The following is a 16804-nucleotide window of genomic DNA, read 5'->3' as shown; positions in this document are numbered from 1 at the left end:
AGTATATAAATGCAAAGAATGTCTCTGCAAAAAAGCGGAGACATTCTTTTTATAACTATAAAATTCTAGAAGTTTTGTACACTTGGTCGAAAAAATCGAAAGTTTCCTTTTACCGTTTCGCCATAGAAACAAAGCTAACTTTGTCTGGACGATAACTAATTGTTCCATACTGGAAAGCTTGACCATTTGAAAGATAGGTGATACTAGTGACCACGACGACCATGTCATAGTCTCCTAAGTCCATCAATTGTTTTTCTTCTTCGTTTGCAAAACGGAAGGAGATTTCACGTCTGGAATGAGAAATTGTTAAATGGAGTTCTTCTTCTAAGTAGCGGTAAATAGAGCTTTCGGCAATTTCTTTGCTAAGATAAGGGACGACCCTACGGTCAAAATAGGAAATGTCATATTCTAACCGCTCACCGTCAATTGTCCGTACCCGACTCACTCGATAGAAATCTACCTTATCATCAACTTCGAAAGTTGACATTAAATCTTCTTGGCCTTGAATAATATAAAGCGAAGTAAGTTGGGTCTGAATTTGGTGCTGTGATTTTTTGTTCAATTCGCCCGCTGTTTTTATTTCAGAAAGATACTGGTCCTTCATTAGACCATGTTCGATAACAATAGAAGATTTCCCCTGTTTCTTTTGAATATAACCATCCATTTCAAGAAGAGATAGTGCTTTGCGAATGGTGTCCTTGGAGTAGGAATACACTTCCATTAATTCATTTTCTGTCGGTAGGGCCTGTCCAGTTGACCAAACCTGCTCTTCGATTTTTTTCTTAATATCTTGATAAACTTTTTTATACTTACTCATAGTTTCCTGTCTTTCTACCCATTAGTGTATCATAAAAGAGCCAGAAAGGGGCAATACATCTATTTTATTTAGTAGAACACACAACTTTTACGTAAAAGTTTAAAATATTACGGAAAAGCTATTGACTAATGCAAACGTTTACGTTATACTATTTCTATAAAAAGAAAACGGTTACGCATTTTCAGAGAGAGGGGGAGCAATGAAATTACTAACAATTAATGTCCATGCCTGGTTAGAAGAAAGGCAGGATGAAAAACTAGATGTTTTAGCCCAAACAATAGCTGAAAAGGCTTATGATGTCATCGCCCTTCAAGAAGTCAATCAGCTCATAACTGCTGATTTGGTAACGAAAGACTTGAAGGCGGATAATTATGGCTTGATTTTATTAGAAAAATTAAGAGCCTTGGGACAATTTGACTATTCATATTATTGGAGCAACTCACATATCGGCTACGATAAGTACGAAGAAGGGATTGCCTTTCTTACCAAGTTGCCAGTTTATGAAGTGGATCCATTTTATTGTAGTCAGAATAAATCTGTTGATTCCATCCTATCACGAAAAATTATGGGCTTGACGGTCTTCTATCAAGACCAGTTGATCGACCTATATTCTTGTCACATCAATCTTCCGGGGAGTGAAGAGGAAGACCAGCTTGATAACATTCGTACGATTGTGGAACGGACTGGCAATAGACGTTTTAAGATTCTCATGGGAGATTTTAATACCGATGCCTTCTCAGATCGAGAGGCCTACGAAGCGATTACAGAGCTTGGGCTTTATGATTCATACAATCTAGCGATGGAAAAAGACCAGGGGATTACGGTTGAAAAGGCTATCGATGGCTGGGCTGGTCACAGTCAGGAAAAACGATTGGATTACATTTTCTTAAATCAGAAAAAGGAAGTTTTATCCAGCTTAGTGATTTTCAATGGAGAGAATCGTCCGATTATTTCAGACCATTTTGGTGTGGAAGTTGAAATTAATGTATAAAATGGCACAGAGCCAAAAAATAAAGGAGAAAAAATGAAAAAATTTCTTAGTTTCGAATTTTGGCAAAAATTCGGTAAGTGTTTAATGGTCGTGATTGCAGTTATGCCTGCAGCAGGTCTTATGGTTTCTATCGGAAACTCTATTCCGTTAATCAGCCCAGAATCAGAACTCTTGATTCGTATCGGGAATATTATCGCCCAAATCGGTTGGGGGATTATCGGAAACCTTCACTTGCTCTTTGCCTTGGCTATCGGTGGTAGCTGGGCTAAGGAAAAAGCTGGCGGTGCTTTCTCGGCAGGTCTTGCTTTTATCTTGATTAACTTGGTTACTGGTCACTTCTTTGGTGTGACGACTGACATGCTTGCAGATGCAGCGGCAACCGTAACCACTGTTTTTGGAACAGAGATTCCAGTTTCAGGCTACTTCGTCAATATCTTGGGACAACCTGCTTTGAACATGGGTGTCTTCGTTGGTATCATAGCTGGTTTTGTAGGGGCAACAACCTATAACAAATACTACAATTACCGCAAATTACCTGATGTTTTGACCTTCTTTAACGGTAAACGCTTCGTACCATTTGTGGTTATCTATCGCTCAGTTCTTGTAGCGCTAGGATTAGCTATCTTTTGGCCAGTTGTTCAAACAGGAATCAACAGCTTTGGTAAATGGATTGCAAGCTCACAGGATACAGCACCAATTCTTGCACCTTTTGTTTATGGTACCTTGGAACGTTTGCTTCTTCCATTTGGTTTGCACCACATGTTGACCATTCCAATGAACTATACGTCACTTGGTGGTACCTATGACATCTTGACAGGTGCACAAGCAGGTACACAAGTATTTGGACAAGATCCACTCTGGTTGGCTTGGATTACAGACTTGATCAACCTCAAAGACGCTGGTGATATGGCTCAGTACAATGACCTTCTTGCAAACATTACTCCAGCCCGTTTCAAAGTTGGTCAAATGATTGGTTCATCAGGGATTTTGATGGGATTGACTTACGCTATGTACCGCAATGTGGATGAAGATAAAAAACATAAGTACAAAGGTATGTTTATTTCTTCAGCACTTGCCGTCTTCTTGACAGGTGTAACAGAACCAATTGAGTTTATGTTCATGTTTGCAGCAATGCCACTCTATATCGTTTATGCTTTTGTTCAAGGTGCGGCTTTTGCCATGGCTGACGTTGTCAACTTGCGTATGCACTCGTTTGGTAATATCGAATTCCTTACACGTACACCGATGGCGATCAAAGCTGGTATCGGTATGGATGTTATTAACTTTATCTGGGTAACAGCCCTCTTTGCGGTTGGTATGTACTTCATTGCCAACTTTATGATTAAGAAATTCAACCTAGCAACAGCTGGACGCAATGGAAACTATGATACAGAAACAACGGATGTGGTTTCAAACTCAAACGTAGATACTGCGGATGCCAATTCACAAGTAGTTCAAATCATCAACTTGCTTGGTGGTCGTGATAATATCGCAGATGTGGATGCTTGTATGACTCGCCTTCGTGTCAGCGTTAAAGATGTGGCACAGGTTGGAGATGAAAATGCTTGGAAACAGGCTGGTGCTATGGGCTTGATTATCAAAGACTCAGGTGTTCAAGCAGTCTATGGACCAAAAGCGGATGTTCTCAAATCAGACATTCAAGACTTGCTAGAATCTGGCGTAGCTATTCCTCGTACGGAAATTGTTGCGACAGAAGAAGTTGCTCCTGAGACTCAGTTCAAAGGTGTGACGGAGACAGTTTACTCTGTTGCTGAAGGGCAAGCCATTGCTATCACAGGAGTGAAAGATCCAGTCTTCTCACAAAAAATGATGGGCGATGGTTATGCAGTTGAGCCTAGCTCCGGCAATGTTTACGCACCAGTTTCAGGTATTGTAACTAGTGTCTTCCCAACCAAACACGCTGTTGGTATTTTGTCTGACAAGGGTGTAGAAGTCTTGGTGCACGTCGGCCTAGATACGGTTGCGCTAAACGGTGCTCCATTCTCAGCTAAGGTAACAGATGGCCAACGCGTTGAAGCAGGAGACTTGCTCCTTGTTGCAGACCTTGAAGCTATTCGCTCAGCAGGACGTGAAACAACCATCGTCGTTGCCTTTACAAACACAGCTGAAATCAAATCTGTCAGCCTTGAAAATCTTGGACAGGTCAGTCAAGATAGCCAAGTTGCGACAGTTGAGTTGTAAAAAGTAAAAAAAGATTGAAAAGATGATTGCAGTCAATTCTTTTCAATCTTTTTCTTTTGGATAGTATGTCATCAGTATTTTTCTAATTTCTTCGCTTCTTTTTTACCTTTTTCAGCGATATGGAGGAAATAAATAGACCAAGCAAGGAAAAATAACGGAATGATGCCACTTCTAAACAATGCGAATGGGGTTTCAAAGAGAAAACCAAACCAAAAACTGGTACCAGTCCGTTCCCATAGTCCTGGAGTTAGGTACCAGGATTTAGGATTCCAAAGTGTGTATCCATTTTTGAGTCCAACTTGGTAATGGATAAAAAATAAAGTCAGAAATAATCCGAAATAGGAGTAGGCATAATTTTGGTAGCGTGAATAGAATGCTTTTTTCGATTCGGTATCAGAAAAAATTTCTGTGCTTGAAGCTTCGATTGTTTGTTGAAAATAATGGATGCCACATCTACGACTACCTTGTATAGGTTGCCAACCACAGTCTTCAAATAGAGAGAGGTAATTTGAATATTCTCCTTTTGCAATATGTTCGTGAAAATCAAGGCGTACGGGATGAGGGGGTCGACTACATTTTTCAAAATGATAGGCTGCTGTCCATGGAGTTACTTTGACAAGCTGATAACCTTCGGATTGAATCGAATTAATCCAATGTTCTTCCTCTTGTAAACTGGTGAATAATTTGTGTCTTATCATGGCTTCCTCCTTAAAAACCTAATTCTTTGGCAATATGATGTAGTTTTTGAATACGCTGTGTTTCCAGTTTAATAATCTCTTGTCCCGTTGCTGTTACTTGATAGACTTTTCTTCTTTTATCGGAACTTGGAACGGAACAAATCCATTTTAGTTTCAAAAGATTCTCAATCGCTCCATACATGGTTCCTGCAGCAATTTTCACATCACCATCACTCATATCCTCTACTTTTTGCATGATATGGTAGCCATGGGCAGGTTCCAAGAGGGCTAATAGAATATAGTAGGTTGTCTCCGTTAAGGGGAGGTGCTTGTTCCTTTTCATTTGGCTTCTCCTATGTAGTTCAAATGTACAGTTGTACTATATATTATATATCGGAAAACTATACATGTCAACTGTATAGTGAAGAAGATTTTAAAAATCTTCTCAATCCTTGCCATTTATGGTATAATAAAGCGATTTTATAAAATGTAGGAGGTTCCCCATGGGACGTAAATGGGCCAATATTGTAGCCAAGAAAACCGCAAAAGACGGTGCTAACTCAAAAGTTTACGCCAAATTTGGTGTTGAAATCTATGTAGCAGCGAAAAAGGGTGACCCAGATCCAGAAACAAACTCAGCGCTGAAATTTGTTATCGACCGTGCTAAGCAAGCGCAGGTTCCAAAACACATCATTGACAAGGCCATTGACAAGGCAAAAGGAAACACAGACGAAACCTTCGTGGAAGGTCGTTACGAAGGCTTTGGACCAAATGGTTCTATGATTATCGTTGATACTTTGACATCAAACGTAAACCGTACCGCAGCCAATGTTCGCTCTGCCTTTGGTAAAAACGGTGGAAACATGGGTGCATCTGGTTCCGTATCATTCATGTTTGATAAAAAAGGTGTGGTTGTATTTGCAGGTGATGATGCAGATGCCATCTTCGAATTGCTCCTTGAAGCAGATGTCGAAGTCGATGATGTAGAAGCAGAAGACGGCACAATCACTGTCTACACAGCCCCAACTGATTTGCACAAGGCAATCGTGGCACTCAAAGAATCAGGAATCCAAGAGTTCAACGTCACTGAACTTGAAATGATCCCGCAATCAGAAGTATCACTTGAAGGCGATGATCTCGCAACATTTGAAAAACTCTACGACGCCCTCGAAGACGACGAAGATGTACAAAAAATCTACACGAATGTAGATGGGTTCTAATAAAAATGACTGTCCGGGGGACAGTCATTTTTATTAGAAGGTTGGAGATTGGAACTGCCGGTAGGCAGTTTTCTTTGTATCTAAATGTCCGGGGGATAGTCATTTTTATTAGAAGGTTGGAAATTAGAGCTGCACTAGGCAGTTTTCTTTGTATCCAATTGCTCAAAGACGATAGTTGGTTGGAACTAGAGAGTGGAGGATTTTATCTTAAGTTCGAAGAAGGTACGATGGAAAAATTTTCGGTGGCTGATAGTAGGGTGCTTGACAGATAAGGTATAAGGAAAAACTATAGCCAGGCTTTGGAAATATCTATTTGAATGGTCACGAGTTTTCTGTTATCATAGAACGGTAATAAGATTAGGAGAATGTATGTCAAATAATTTACTTGTTTTACAATCAGATTTTGGTTTAGTTGATGGTGCAGTTTCAGCGATGATTGGTGTTGCTCTCCAAGAATCGAGAGATTTAGTTGTTCACCATCTAACACATGATATTACTCCGTACAATATCTTTGAGGGTTCATATCGCCTCTTTCAAACGGTCGAATACTGGCCGGAGGGGACAACATTTGTTTCGGTTGTTGACCCAGGAGTTGGTTCAAAACGTAAGAGTGTAGTAGCTTTGACCGAACAAAATCACTATATTGTAACGCCAGATAATGGGACGCTATCCTTCATCAAAAAGTATGTGGGGATAAAGGCGGTTCGAGAAATTTCAGAGGTGGCCAATCGCCGTGCCAATACAGAGCATTCGTACACCTTCCATGGTCGAGATGTTTATGCCTATACGGGAGCTAAATTGGCTTCTGGACACATTAGCTTTGAAGAAGTTGGTCCAGAATTAAGCGTGGATAAGATTGTGGAAATTCCAACAGTTCCAACGGAAGTTGGTTCAGACTATGTAAAAGGCGCAATTGATATTCTAGATGTTCGATTCGGCTCGCTTTGGACCTCGATTACGAGGGAAGAATTTTACACCTTACAACCGCAGTTTGAAGATCGCTTTGAAGTGACCATATACAATAACGACATGCTTGTGTATCAAAACCAAGTAACCTATGGCAAGTCCTTTGCGGATGTACGTATCGGACAGCCATTGATTTATATCAATTCCCTCTATCGTGTAGGTGTTGCGATTAATCAGGGCTCATTTGCCAAGGCTTATAATGTCGGTGTAGGTCAAAACTGGCATATTGAAATCAAACGTATTAGTAATTAAAGAAATTTTAGGAGATAGTTATGAAAAATAATTCAATCAAAACAGTCGTTGCTACTGGTATCGGCGCAGCCCTCTTTGTGGTTATTGGTTTGCTGATTAGTATTCCAACCTTTGTCCCAAATACTTCTATCCAGCTTCAATACGCTGTTCAATCGCTATTGGCAGTTGTATTTGGTCCTGTGGTTGGCTTCTTGGTCGGTTTCATTGGTCACACGCTTAAGGATTCGTTGACTTACGGTCCATGGTGGTCATGGATTTTGGCATCAGGGGTCTTTGGTTTGGTTGTTGGTCTTACCAAAAAACGTCTGCGTATTCAAGAAGGAATTTTTGACGGAAAAGATATTTTTGCTTTCAATATTTTTCAAGTAGTAGCTAACCTCATTGCTTGGGGAGTCATTGCCCCAGTTTTAGATATTCTTATCTATAGTGAGGCGGCGAATAAGGTCTTTGCACAGGGACTTGTAGCAGGTATTGTAAACAGTATTACAGTTGCTATTGCAGGGACACTCCTTTTGGCTGTTTACGCAAAATCTCAAACGAAGACAGGTAGCTTGTCTAAAGATTAAGTTTTTATTTTCCCTAGAAAAAATTCTAGGGTTTTTCAATACAAAAAATACATATATGATATAATAATATAAAACAAACAAAAACATGTGTTCAAGGGGAGAAGTATGGTCTGGACAGAAGAAAAGTTGGGACCGATTATTCATTCTATACTCAATCCTGACGAGGAAGTTTTAAGTCTTTATCAATCGAAAACGACGAAATCAATTTATGGATGCATTCTTTGGAATAGTTATTATTATAAGGTTTTCCGAGTTAGTAACCACCCATCACAATCTACATATAAACAGCCAACTTTTTATGATTTCCATGGCGAATTTTATATGAAAGGAGCGATTCGGACCTACCTTTACCACACGAACAGCTGGTATGAACTTAGTAAACAAGGCTACTACCTTCTTCTCTTTTTTCAAAAGTTATGGGATGAAAAGCAAGAGGTGGAGGCGAGTTGGCAAAATGGTAGGATGCAGATTCGCTTAGTGGTTGAAGAAGAGGGGTGGCAAGTCCATTACCGTTTTCCAGATCATCAGGCAAGGGAGGTTGAACGCCTATTGGCCTCAGGCATGCTGGTGGCCATTCGCCCCTCCAGAAATTTTATCAAGATACGGACGAGTCGTTTTGTTGCACCGTATATAGCTCTAATCAAACAGCGTCAACTTTATCGAAAAAAGCCGAGTAAAGCTATGCTCCAGTGGGAAAAATATCAAAGTCAACTTATTGAAATCCAAAGGACCTATCGGCTAGTGGAGGAAAGTGCTCCGCAAACTTTTTTGGGACACTGGTTGAATAAGGTCCAACTCTATCTTTACTCTGCCATTGCCAGCTATTGGGAAGAAGTTATTAAAGGAGTGGAGTGGCAGGAGGCAAGAGAAATCAAAGAGCAAAGGAAAATCGAGAAGCCACATAATCCTATTGAAGATAAATGGAAGGAAAATATTGCTAGACGCCATAAGCGAAAAGTGGACCAACTTATCGGACATGATACCTTGGAAAAACTCCGACAGCTGAAAATAGAATTAGACGACTAAGAAGTTATAGTGAACCTTCAATAAATGCGGTAGCATGTCATCCATGTTACCGTATTTTTTACATATAAGCACTGAACCTGCGAATAGAGGTTCTAAATTTTCAGTTCAGATTTTTGTCTTTTGAGGGGCTAAACGATATAATCGTAAGGTATCATTTATTAGAAATGACAGAGTTTTATCATCTATTGCAAAGATTGAGAAGGAGAAATCATGTCAAAAGACATTCGTGTATTACTTTATTATAAATATGTCCCAATTGAAAATGCGGAAGCCTATGCTGCGGAGCATCTAGCTTTCTGTAAGTCTATCGGACTCAAAGGACGTATTTTGATTGCTGATGAGGGAATCAACGGTACTGTTTCTGGTGACTATGAAACAACTCAAAAGTACATGGACTACGTTCATGCAAACCCATTGTTCAGCGATTTGTGGTTTAAGATTGATGAAGAAAATGAGCAAGCTTTCAAGAAAATGTTTGTTCGTTATAAAAAAGAAATTGTTCACCTTGGTTTGGAAGACAACGACTTTGACAACGATATTGACCCACTTGTAACAACAGGTGCCTACTTGTCACCAAAAGAGTTCAAAGAAGCTCTCTTGGACGAAGATACAGTTGTTTTGGATACACGTAATGACTACGAGTACGACCTTGGGCATTTCCGTGGTGCTATCCGCCCAGACATCCGCAACTTCCGTGAATTGCCACAATGGGTTCGTGATAACAAAGAGAAATTCATGGACAAGCGCGTAGTTGTTTACTGTACTGGTGGTGTTCGCTGTGAGAAATTCTCAGGCTGGATGGTTCGTGAAGGCTACAAGGATGTCGGTCAGCTCCACGGTGGTATCGCAACCTATGGTAAAGACCCAGAAGTTCGTGGCGAATTGTGGGATGGTAAGATGTATGTCTTTGACGAGCGTATCGCGGTCGATGTTAACCATGTTAACCCAGTTGTCGTTGGTAAGGACTGGTTCGATGGCACACCATGTGAGCGCTATGTCAACTGTGGCAATCCATTCTGTAATCGTCGTATTTTGACATCAGAAGAGAATGAGCACAAGTATGTTCGCGGCTGTTCAGCTGAATGCCGTGCTCATGAGCGCAACCGTTACATTTCTGAAAACGGCTTGACTCGTCAAGAATGGGCAGAACGCTTGGAAGCGATTGGGGAAACTCTGACTCCAGCAAATGCTTAGTAATACCAAAATTGCATTGAAAAATCAGTGCAATTTTTTTGTGCAATCAGAATTCTTTATATTTTTTCAGTCCATTCTATACGAAGCCTATCAATTAGAAAAGAGAAGGAGATGAAGTCTTGATTTCGCTTAATGTGGCGAGTAGGGAAGAAGTGGATAGACTTATCGAGCGTGTTGAAGTAAATGGTGGACCAATTACAGATCGCTCGACAGATGCCCATGGCTTTTATGGAGCAAGTTTTACGGACCTTGATGGGCATCATTTTAATGTGAGTGTGATGTAATAAGTTAGAATCCATCTGCTCTAGAATCATAGATGAACGTATTTGAAAAGGGAGAAACTGATGATTCTTCCTTTTTTTCAGAGTCAATTTACGCTATAATAGTCCTATGAAAAAAATCATTGAGTTTAAAGATTTTACATTTAGATACCAAGCGCAACAGGAACCCACTTTAAAAGATATTCAGTTAACGATTTATCAGGGAGAGAAAGTTCTGATTATTGGCCCATCTGGTTCAGGAAAGTCGACGATTGGACAATGTCTTAATGGTATTATTCCCAATATTTACAAGGAAGAACATAGTGGAAGTTTACTATTGGATGGTCAGGAAGCTTTTAATCTTTCGGTTTATGATAAGTCCTTGCTCGTATCAACGGTTCTTCAAGATACAGATGGTCAATTCATTGGCTTATCAGTTGCCGAGGACCTAGCATTTGCCTTGGAAAACGACATGGAAAGCCAGGTGGTGATGAAGCAAAAAGTAGGAGATTGGGCAGAAAGACTGTCTTTGACCGATTTGCTGGCACATCGACCACAAGATTTATCTGGAGGTCAAAAGCAACGTGTCAGTCTGGGCGGGGTTCTTATTGATGAGAGTCCTATTTTGTTGTTTGATGAGCCACTTGCTAATTTAGATCCCAAATCGGGCCAAGATACGATTGATTTGATTGACCGTCTGCACAAGCAAGAAGGGACTACAACCATTATTATCGAACACCGTTTAGAGGATGTACTGTATCGTCAGGTGGACCGAGTTGTATTGATTAATGACGGTCGGATTTTGTTCAATGGAGGACCTGATGATTTATTACGTACTTCATTGTTACAGGAAAATGGTATCCGTGAACCCTTATATCTATCGACTCTTCGCGCCTTAGGATATCCGATTGCGCAGGCAGAACACCTCTCCTCAGTTTGGGAAATTGATATTGAGGCTTTGAATATAGCGTCCCTACCGACTCTACACTTTGAAAATGGAGAGAAAGAGGCTTTGTTAGAAGTCAAGCATCTTCATTTTTCCTATCCTAACAAACAAGTTCTTACAGACATTCAACTGACGATTCATAAGGGGGAACGTCTAGCTATTGTTGGAAAAAATGGTGCTGGGAAATCTACTTTAGCCAAGGTGCTTTGTGGTTTTATTCAGGGTGAGGGTGAGATTCTCTGGAAGGGACAGTCAATCAAAGAAGATTCTGTTAAAGAGCGAGCAGAACGGATTGGTTATGTTCTTCAGAATTCCAACCAAATGATTAGCCAAACGATGATCTTTGATGAGGTTGCTCTTGGTTTGCGCATGCGAGGGGTGACAGAAGAAGAAATTGAACACCGAGTTCACCATATCTTGAAAGTATGTGGCCTGTATCCGTTTCGTAATTGGCCGATTTCGGCACTTTCCTATGGGCAGAAAAAACGGGTAACAATAGCATCTATCTTGGTTCTCAATCCAGAAATTATTTTGCTAGATGAGCCAACAGCAGGACAAGATCAACGACATTATCGGGAAATGATGGAGTTTTTGGATCAATTAAATGCCCAAGGGCACACCATTGTCATGATTACCCATGACATGCAACTCATGCTAGATTATTCAGATAGAGCTGTTGTTGTGGTGGATGGGCAGATTATTGAAGATGCCAGTCCAGCAGAAATTTTATCTGATGATACGGTGATTGAGCGAGCCAATTTAAAAGAAACATCAATTTTTCACTTGGCGGAGAGGGTGGGAGTTAATCCCTTAGAATTAACGACGTTTTATATGCAGGAAGAAAGGAGAAGAAGATGAGTCAACAAAAACTAATTGGTTACCATCCAGGAACTGGCTTGATTCATAGTTTATCGGCTGTCAGTAAATTACTCTTTTTTCTCATAGTTTCCATTCTTGCTATGATTACTTACGATACCCGCTTGACTCTTTTTATCGCAGTATTTTCTCTAGCCTTGTTCAAAATGTCAGGGATTCGTTATAAAGAAATCTCTCTTGTTTTAATTCTGACGATCATTTTTGCTGCAATGAATGCCCTGATGGTTCACTTGTTTGCACCACGGTATGGAGTGGAACTTTACGGAGCAGACACTCCCTTGCTATCAGGTCTGGGAGTTTATTCCTTGACGAGTCAGCAAGCATTTTATCTGGTGAATCTTCTCTTGAAGTATTTTTGTACAGTTCCTTTAGCGATTATCTTTCTCATGACCACTCATCCTAGCCAGTTTGCTTCCAGCTTGAATCAAATTGGGGTATCCTACAAAGTTGCTTACGCAGTCAGTTTGACCATGCGCTATATTCCAGATATTCAAGAAGAGTTTTATACGATTCGACTGTCTCAAGAAGCGCGTGGTTTGGAATTGTCCAGGAAAGGAAAATTGATGGAGCGTATAAAAGGGAATCTATCCCTTGTCATTCCTCTGATTTTCAGCTCCTTGGAGAGGATTGATACGATTTCAACGGCTATGGAATTGCGGCGTTTTGGAAAGAATAAAAAAAGAACATGGTATACCCAACAGCCTCTACAGAGAATAGATTACGCTGTCTTGCTATTTATTCTTGCTCTAGTAGTCGTGACAATCTATCTATTTTTTGTTAATCAGGGTCGATTCTATAATCCGTGGCGATGATTATTGAGTTTATTGGGCCGATTAACCCTTTATCGTTGACATATAGGAAATATACTGTTACAGTAGAGAATGTAAATAAATTTAGAGTTTAAGTATCAGTTTCATCTTTTGTTTTTCCTCTTGATAAGTTTTACAAATAAATAAAAAGAGGTAACACAAATGGTACAAGGTACAGTTAAATGGTTTAATGCAGAAAAGGGATTTGGTTTTATTGCTCAAGAAAACGGTCCAGATGTATTTGCACACTTTTCTGAAATTCAGTCTAATGGTTTTAAATCTTTGGAAGATGGTCAAAAAGTGACATTTGAAGTGGAGCAAGGCCAACGTGGTCTTCAAGCAACTAATATTACAAAAATTGGATAATAAAAGAGCGGGTTTCTCAGTGAAACTCGCTTTTCTTATGTTTAAAGGGGTCTTTTATTTGGCATACCAGCTTTGCGTGGAAACTTATTTGGAGTTTCCTTTTTCTTTTCGACGATGGTCAATGTTCGAGGGTCGCCATTTGGAAGAGTATAGTCGTGGTTTTCGATGACTTTTGCGAAGAGGAGATTGAGTGCATTTTTTGCCTGGGTCAATTCATCTTCTGCGCTGGACGCCTTGAGTGCGATTAATTTTCCGTTGAGCTTCAAATAAGGAATAGTCAATTCAGAAAGAATCTGCATGCGGGCAACTGCGCGTGCTGTGACAAGGTCAAATTGTGCACGAAAGTTCTTATCTTGTGCAAAGTCTTCTGCACGACCATGATAGAAATGAACACCTTCGAGCTCTAGTTCTTCGGCAAGCAAATGTAAAAAGTTAATTCGTTTATTAAGAGAATCAATGATGGTAACATCTAGTTGCGGAAAGATAATCTTCATAGGTAGGCTAGGAAATCCAGCTCCAGCTCCAATATCTAAAAGCCGAAGAGGTTCGTTCTGAATATGGCCTTGCAGGATTGGAGCGATAGAATCGTAGAAATGCTTCAGATAGACTTCGCTTTCCTCGGTAATAGCTGTCAGATTGATTTTTTCATTCCATTCCACCAATAATTGGAAATAGCGATGAAATTGGTGTTTTTGTTGGTCAGTTAATTGAATACCTTGGTCTGCCAAGGTTTTATAAAATACTTCAGGTTTCATAATCTTATCTTATCATAATTTAAGCAAAAGAAAAACCCAGAAGAGTCTGGGAATTTTCTTATTGACCATCTGTCTGTCCCGTCGCAGGATTGTTTCCTGTTGTTGCAGTTTCAGTTGAAGAAGTTGCAGTCTCGGTTGAAGTTCCAGATGCTGTTTCGCTTGATGTTGTCGTCGCTTCGGTTGTTTCACTAGTTTCAGTCGAACTAGAAGAACTTGTACTAGAGCTAGTGTAAGTATTATAAGCATTGGAGAGTGAGCGACTACCTCTGAGATAGTAGTTGGAACCGTAACGTACGAGTCCGCTTGGCATCTCCCAATCGGTAGCTGTATAGTCCGAATGCATAAAGAGCATCATATTGTGGTAGACATCCGTCGCAATTCGTATGCTGTTATCAAGGATAGGAGTCATACGATTGGTATATCCGGTCCAAACAGCCATTGCATACTGACTAGAATATCCAACAAAGTTTTCATCAGGAACGACCATGTAGCTATAATTTGCTTCTGGAATTGAAGCTAGAATAGTATCCGTTTCGCTATCGGTATAGTTTGATGTACCTGTTTTACCGGCCATAGGAACTCCACTAACAGAAGCGTTTAATCCATAACCGTAAGACATAACAGCCTTCATCATATCGGTCATCATGTAGGCTGTTTCGGCAGACATGACTTTGGTCCCTTTAGGAGCATATTCTGTTACTGTTCCATCACTAAAGACAATTTTATTGACATACTGTGGAGCGTAGTAAGTACCACCATTGGCAAAAGCAGCGTAGGCAGCAGCCATTTTTTCACTACTTGCTCCATACTTACTGCTAGTATCGGATGTATTACTTGAAATAGCATTAGAGTAATGAATATCTGGATAATTGATACCAACGCTATTCAAAAATTTCAAGGCATTTTCTAAGCCTGTAGCTTCCAATGCTTTAACGGCTGTAACATTTCGAGAATACTGAATAGCAGTCTTCACAGAGATATTACCATAGTATTGTTTATCCCAGTTATTGACAGGAGTTGGTGTACCAGGATAGTTATAAGGACCGTCCAAGATTAAATCTGCTGTAGATGTATAAATGCCGTTTTCAAAAGCAGGAGCATAGTCTGTGATTGGCTTCATTGTAGAACCAAAGTCGCGGTTGGTTTCAACGGCTTGGTTGGTACCAAATGAGACGTTTGTTTCTTGTTTACGACCACCTAATTGCGCAACGACTTTACCATTAGAAACATCCACAACCGTTGAAGCTACCTGTAATAAATCATCTGGATAGCTGACATACATATCTGTATTGTAGATATTCCAAAGTTGCTGCTGGGCGGCAGGATCGACATTCGTATAGACATCCATCCCTGTTGTCAGCAAGTTGTAACCTGTTTTTGCTTCAACTTCTTCAACGACTTGTTTCAGATAGTTGTCCATATAAGCAGGATAAGCAGCTGCATTAGATAGTGGTTGTAAACCATCTGTTACAGGTGTTAGAACAGCTTGTTCATACTGGGTATTATCAATGTACTTTTCTTCCAGCATCTCAGCCAATACCAAATCGCGACGTGCTTTTGCATCTTCTGGATTGGTATAAGGATCATATTGGTTTGGCGCTTGGGGCATTCCTGCTAAAAGAGCTAATTGGGGAAGAGTCAAATCTTTTAACTCTTTTCCATAAAAAGCAAGAGCAGCAGTCTTCATACCGTAATTACCATTTGACATATACACCTTGTTAATGTAGTAGGTCAAAATCTCTTGTTTGGTATTGCGACGTTCCAATTGAGTAGCCAGCCAAGCCTCTTGAATTTTCCGTTTTAGATTTTGATCTTCTACGGATGTCGAGAAATAAGTCAGCTTGATAAACTGCTGGTCAAGTGTCGAGCCACCCTGCAAATGTCCCCCACTCAGGTTATTAATCAGGGAACCTGCAATACGAATAACGTCAACCCCTCTATGATTGAAGAAGCGTTGGTCTTCGATTGCGACAATCGCATTTACCAAGTCTGTTGGAATTTCTTCAGTCTTGGCACTCGAACGTTTTTCTGCTCCTAAATCTGCAATAAGATTTCCGTTCTTATCGTAAATTTTACTTGACACAGTTGCTGTCAAAGATTCTTCTGTCAATTCTGGAGCGCTTTGGATGTAGTAAACAACCAATGCAGCTCCGGCCAGGCAGGCAATGATAGCCCCCGCAAGTAAAATATTTGCAGTGATTAGAAGAGCTTTTTTAATTGTTGTAGTTTTCAAAAGATTCACCACCTAATAGATTTTTTTCAACGATTTCCAGATATGGGATGCTGGGGAAACGCCCCATTTGAATCTCAAAGCCGTATTGTCGAATAAAGGTCAGAGGCATCGACTTACTACCCATGTCTACTTGATAAAATTCGATCAAATGAGTGGCTGGCAAGAGATAGGTTTCTTTTAATGTTGAAAAGTGAAGAAGGACAAAACAAATGCCACCTTGTTTTACAACCTGTTTCATGTGTTCGATCTGATGCGCATGAAAATTTTTCATGGGCATGGATGCTTTTTGGCGTGTCTCTTTCGCTTCAAAATCAATATAATGTCTTTTAAAAACCCCAGAGTAGTCTGTGGTAGATGCCTGTCGAAAGTATGCCTCGACAATCTTAGCACGGCTCCGTTTGGGGTAATCAACTTTTACAATTTGCACGGGAGTTGGCTTCTTGTGAATGACAGCAATATCGTGCGCAAGGTAATATTGATTGCTATCGTTGATAGCGGCCTCAAAAGACATTCCGCGATTAGCAAAGTTTACTCGCTGGGATGAAACAGGACTGGTTCTATTGATTTTTTTTGACACCTTATGAGGATAATTGACCATAGAACTCCTTCTTGATAAAATAATATCAGCATATTATACCATAATTAGCG

The 16804-nt window shown here is 40.1% G+C and carries 17 protein-coding genes; 11 read left to right on the top strand and 6 right to left on the bottom strand.

Annotated elements, in window-relative coordinates:
• Positions 1 to 109: 109 nt before the first annotated feature.
• A complete protein-coding gene (locus ODU34_RS05090; RefSeq protein ID WP_029186820.1) occupies positions 110 to 817 on the bottom strand; it encodes a UTRA domain-containing protein in 708 nt (235 codons plus the stop codon).
• 199 nt (positions 818 to 1016) lie between these two features.
• Between ODU34_RS05090 and ODU34_RS05085 the strand changes: the two genes are divergently transcribed.
• Positions 1017 to 1808, top strand: a complete 792-nt coding sequence (locus tag ODU34_RS05085) for an endonuclease/exonuclease/phosphatase family protein (protein ID WP_014637507.1) — start codon at positions 1017 to 1019, stop codon at positions 1806 to 1808.
• A gap of 33 nt (positions 1809 to 1841) precedes the next feature.
• Positions 1842 to 4010, top strand: coding sequence for a PTS transporter subunit IIBC (locus ODU34_RS05080; protein WP_105178497.1), 2169 nt, complete (start codon positions 1842 to 1844; stop codon positions 4008 to 4010).
• Between the two features lie 71 nt (positions 4011 to 4081).
• Here the strand turns inward: ODU34_RS05080 and ODU34_RS05075 are convergent, their stop codons facing one another.
• Both ODU34_RS05075 and ODU34_RS05070 read right to left on the bottom strand, forming a co-directional pair.
• On the bottom strand, positions 4082 to 4708 hold the full coding sequence (locus ODU34_RS05075; RefSeq protein WP_105178498.1) for a DUF2812 domain-containing protein: 627 nt from the start codon (positions 4706 to 4708) through the stop codon (positions 4082 to 4084).
• Positions 4709 to 4718: 10 nt separating this feature from the next.
• Positions 4719 to 5030: a PadR family transcriptional regulator gene (locus ODU34_RS05070; protein ID WP_004194196.1), complete on the bottom strand. Its 312-nt coding sequence runs from the start codon at positions 5028 to 5030 to the stop codon at positions 4719 to 4721.
• Positions 5031 to 5190: 160 nt separating this feature from the next.
• Between ODU34_RS05070 and ODU34_RS05065 the strand changes: the two genes are divergently transcribed.
• From ODU34_RS05065 to ODU34_RS05025, 9 genes are all read left to right on the top strand, one after another.
• On the top strand, positions 5191 to 5907 hold the full coding sequence (locus tag ODU34_RS05065; protein ID WP_004194195.1) for a YebC/PmpR family DNA-binding transcriptional regulator: 717 nt from the start codon (positions 5191 to 5193) through the stop codon (positions 5905 to 5907).
• A gap of 369 nt (positions 5908 to 6276) precedes the next feature.
• Positions 6277 to 7125, top strand: a complete 849-nt coding sequence (locus ODU34_RS05060; RefSeq protein WP_004194192.1) for an S-adenosyl-l-methionine hydroxide adenosyltransferase family protein — start codon at positions 6277 to 6279, stop codon at positions 7123 to 7125.
• 20 nt (positions 7126 to 7145) lie between these two features.
• Positions 7146 to 7691: an ECF-type riboflavin transporter substrate-binding protein gene (locus ODU34_RS05055; protein ID WP_105178499.1), complete on the top strand. Its 546-nt coding sequence runs from the start codon at positions 7146 to 7148 to the stop codon at positions 7689 to 7691.
• Positions 7692 to 7796: 105 nt separating this feature from the next.
• Positions 7797 to 8717: a hypothetical protein gene (locus tag ODU34_RS05050; protein ID WP_105178500.1), complete on the top strand. Its 921-nt coding sequence runs from the start codon at positions 7797 to 7799 to the stop codon at positions 8715 to 8717.
• 210 nt (positions 8718 to 8927) lie between these two features.
• Positions 8928 to 9911, top strand: a complete 984-nt coding sequence (locus ODU34_RS05045; RefSeq protein ID WP_023369456.1) for a rhodanese-related sulfurtransferase — start codon at positions 8928 to 8930, stop codon at positions 9909 to 9911.
• Positions 9912 to 10030: 119 nt separating this feature from the next.
• Positions 10031 to 10195: a VOC family protein gene (locus ODU34_RS05040; protein WP_238145811.1), complete on the top strand. Its 165-nt coding sequence runs from the start codon at positions 10031 to 10033 to the stop codon at positions 10193 to 10195.
• A gap of 106 nt (positions 10196 to 10301) precedes the next feature.
• Positions 10302 to 11975: an ABC transporter ATP-binding protein gene (locus ODU34_RS05035; protein WP_105178501.1), complete on the top strand. Its 1674-nt coding sequence runs from the start codon at positions 10302 to 10304 to the stop codon at positions 11973 to 11975.
• Positions 11972 to 12805: an energy-coupling factor transporter transmembrane protein EcfT gene (locus ODU34_RS05030; protein ID WP_105178502.1), complete on the top strand. Its 834-nt coding sequence runs from the start codon at positions 11972 to 11974 to the stop codon at positions 12803 to 12805. Before ODU34_RS05035 ends, ODU34_RS05030 begins: the two co-directional genes overlap by 4 nt.
• Before the next feature lie 159 nt (positions 12806 to 12964).
• Positions 12965 to 13168: a cold-shock protein gene (locus tag ODU34_RS05025; RefSeq protein ID WP_004195223.1), complete on the top strand. Its 204-nt coding sequence runs from the start codon at positions 12965 to 12967 to the stop codon at positions 13166 to 13168.
• A 41-nt stretch (positions 13169 to 13209) separates the two neighbouring features.
• On the opposite strand, the gene rsmG is transcribed toward ODU34_RS05025, so the two are convergent.
• The 3 genes from rsmG to recU are packed head-to-tail and all read right to left on the bottom strand — an operon-like array spanning position 13210 to position 16754.
• Positions 13210 to 13923 (bottom strand): 16S rRNA (guanine(527)-N(7))-methyltransferase RsmG, encoded by a 714-nt coding sequence (gene rsmG, locus ODU34_RS05020; protein WP_004195222.1) that lies wholly within the window; start codon positions 13921 to 13923, stop codon positions 13210 to 13212.
• A gap of 58 nt (positions 13924 to 13981) precedes the next feature.
• Entirely contained in the window at positions 13982 to 16156 is a 2175-nt protein-coding gene (gene pbp1a / locus ODU34_RS05015) for a penicillin-binding protein PBP1A (protein WP_238145815.1), read from the bottom strand.
• Positions 16137 to 16754 carry a Holliday junction resolvase RecU gene (recU, locus tag ODU34_RS05010; protein ID WP_024384089.1) on the bottom strand — a complete coding sequence of 206 codons (618 nt, stop codon included), beginning with the start codon at positions 16752 to 16754 and terminating at the stop codon, positions 16137 to 16139. Before recU ends, pbp1a begins: the two co-directional genes overlap by 20 nt.
• Between the last annotated feature and the right edge of the window lie 50 nt (positions 16755 to 16804).

Origin of the sequence: Streptococcus sp. 2018WUSS126, from assembly GCF_044427425.1 — a bacterium.
In the GTDB taxonomy this organism is placed as follows: domain Bacteria; phylum Bacillota; class Bacilli; order Lactobacillales; family Streptococcaceae; genus Streptococcus; species Streptococcus hashimotonensis.
This window is presented reverse-complemented; position numbering and strand designations above follow the sequence as displayed.

What these genes read in the sequence shown, in the direction of transcription:
- ODU34_RS05090 (WP_029186820.1), bottom strand. Translation starts at nt 817, where the DNA reads ATGAGTAAGTATAAAAAAGTTTATCAAGATATTAAGAAAAAAATCGAA.
- ODU34_RS05085 (WP_014637507.1), top strand. Translation starts at nt 1,017, where the DNA reads ATGAAATTACTAACAATTAATGTCCATGCCTGGTTAGAAGAAAGGCAG.
- ODU34_RS05080 (WP_105178497.1), top strand. Translation starts at nt 1,842, where the DNA reads ATGAAAAAATTTCTTAGTTTCGAATTTTGGCAAAAATTCGGTAAGTGT.
- ODU34_RS05075 (WP_105178498.1), bottom strand. Translation starts at nt 4,708, where the DNA reads ATGATAAGACACAAATTATTCACCAGTTTACAAGAGGAAGAACATTGG.
- ODU34_RS05070 (WP_004194196.1), bottom strand. Translation starts at nt 5,030, where the DNA reads ATGAAAAGGAACAAGCACCTCCCCTTAACGGAGACAACCTACTATATT.
- ODU34_RS05065 (WP_004194195.1), top strand. Translation starts at nt 5,191, where the DNA reads ATGGGACGTAAATGGGCCAATATTGTAGCCAAGAAAACCGCAAAAGAC.
- ODU34_RS05060 (WP_004194192.1), top strand. Translation starts at nt 6,277, where the DNA reads ATGTCAAATAATTTACTTGTTTTACAATCAGATTTTGGTTTAGTTGAT.
- ODU34_RS05055 (WP_105178499.1), top strand. Translation starts at nt 7,146, where the DNA reads ATGAAAAATAATTCAATCAAAACAGTCGTTGCTACTGGTATCGGCGCA.
- ODU34_RS05050 (WP_105178500.1), top strand. Translation starts at nt 7,797, where the DNA reads ATGGTCTGGACAGAAGAAAAGTTGGGACCGATTATTCATTCTATACTC.
- ODU34_RS05045 (WP_023369456.1), top strand. Translation starts at nt 8,928, where the DNA reads ATGTCAAAAGACATTCGTGTATTACTTTATTATAAATATGTCCCAATT.
- ODU34_RS05035 (WP_105178501.1), top strand. Translation starts at nt 10,302, where the DNA reads ATGAAAAAAATCATTGAGTTTAAAGATTTTACATTTAGATACCAAGCG.
- ODU34_RS05030 (WP_105178502.1), top strand. Translation starts at nt 11,972, where the DNA reads ATGAGTCAACAAAAACTAATTGGTTACCATCCAGGAACTGGCTTGATT.
- ODU34_RS05025 (WP_004195223.1), top strand. Translation starts at nt 12,965, where the DNA reads ATGGTACAAGGTACAGTTAAATGGTTTAATGCAGAAAAGGGATTTGGT.
- rsmG (WP_004195222.1), bottom strand. Translation starts at nt 13,923, where the DNA reads ATGAAACCTGAAGTATTTTATAAAACCTTGGCAGACCAAGGTATTCAA.
- recU (WP_024384089.1), bottom strand. Translation starts at nt 16,754, where the DNA reads ATGGTCAATTATCCTCATAAGGTGTCAAAAAAAATCAATAGAACCAGT.